This window comes from Oleiphilus sp. HI0132 (genome assembly GCF_001635845.1).
Map to the genome: position 1 here is coordinate 1 of NZ_LWGJ01001440.1, position 1,633 is coordinate 1,633.

Genomic DNA, 1,633 nt, shown 5'->3' on the forward strand with positions numbered 1-1,633 from the left:
CAATATTTTCGCGTTGAAAATAAAGCGTCCGTTGACATTGTTCCCAGAGCTGACAATCAAACTGCAGCGGAATGTTTTGAACTAAGCCCCGAGTTTGGTCTGATCTCTGAGTTTCAATATCGTCATTCATAAGTCGGGACAGCTTGCTTCAACAAATAGAGGTTTAAAAAGATATATAGCTTTAATTAAAGCAAAGAAATGCTCGCTTCGCTGAATTGATTTGCGGCTTTTGTGAATGCCGCGCAAAGGAACTGACAAACAAGGTGTTGTTTGCTTAGGGGGGCTGTGGTTTAATCGCGCCATGTTTAAATTCTATCCTGTCTTAATTGGCCTTCGTTATACATCGGCGAAGCGCAAAAACCACTTCATTTCATTTATCTCGCTAACGTCGATGGTGGGCTTGATAATTGGTGTGGCTCTACTTATTACTGTGCTCTCTGTTATGAACGGTTTTGATCGTGAATTACAGCAAAGAATCTTGGGTATGGTGCCGCACGCAGTGATTAAACCTTATAGTGATATGCGAGACTGGCAAACACTTCAGGATTCTGTACTTGAAAATGAGAAAGTGCTTGCTGCCGCGCCGTTTATAAATGCTCAAGGAATGGTGACGCGTAACGGTGCAGTTCACGGTGTTCAGCTGAATGGCGTTTTACCTGAAGAAGAAACATCGGTCTCGATTATCAGTGAGCATATGATTCGAGGTTCTCTTGAGGATTTGAAATCAGGTGAGTTCGGCATGATTATCGGTGAAATACTATCCCGGCAATTGCGCGTTGATGTCGGGGATAAAGTCACTGTCGTTTTACCCGAAGCTTCCTTAACGCCTGCAGGTGTGTTTCCAAGGTTAAAGCGTTTTGTTGTAAAAGGTATTTTCAGTGTAGGAGCCGACCTGGATGCTTCGCTGACCATGATTCATATGGATGACGCGGCAAAAATGTTACGTATCAAAGGTTCAGTGCACGGCTTGCGCTTAAAAATGCATGACCTGTTTGATGCACCCTATATTGCTCGCCAGATAGCGATGAACCTGGATGAAGGTTTTTATAGCGTAGACTGGACCAGAACCCACGGAAACCTGTTTCAGGCAATTCGCATGGAAAAGACTATGATTGGCCTATTGTTGATGGTTATTGTTGCGGTTGCCGCCTTTAATATTATCTCTACTTTAGTGATGGTTGTGACGGATAAGAAAGCTGACATAGCGATCCTCCGCACCATGGGGGCGAGCCCCAAGGCGATTATGGGGATATTTGTTGTGCAAGGTGCTTATATCGGGATCGTAGGAACCCTGGTCGGCACCGTATTAGGCGTGCTACTCGCTTTGAATGTCAGCGATATTATTCAGGGAATAGAGAGTCTTCTGAAGATGCAGTTTCTCAACCCGGATGTCTATTTTATTAGTGACTTACCTTCTCAACTTTTACTTGATGATGTGCTGGTTATTTCCGGGACAGCATTGATTATGAGTTTGTTAGCAACACTTTACCCGGCTTGGCGGGCTTCCAAAGTTCAACCCGCGGAGGCTTTGCGTTATGAATGATGGCGTAATTATTGAGGCGAAAGGCATCTCAAAAAACTATGATGATGCTGTTGCGCCAATTTCGATTTTTCAGAATTTAGACTTCACCCT

Annotated in this window: 1 protein-coding gene; it reads left to right on the forward strand. The window is 44.1% G+C overall.

What is annotated here, in order from left to right:
* Positions 1–301 precede the first annotated feature (301 nt).
* Positions 302–1,543, forward strand: a complete 1,242-nt coding sequence (locus A3766_RS22025) for a lipoprotein-releasing ABC transporter permease subunit (protein ID WP_068516277.1) — start codon at positions 302–304, stop codon at positions 1,541–1,543.
* Positions 1,544–1,633 lie beyond the last annotated feature (90 nt).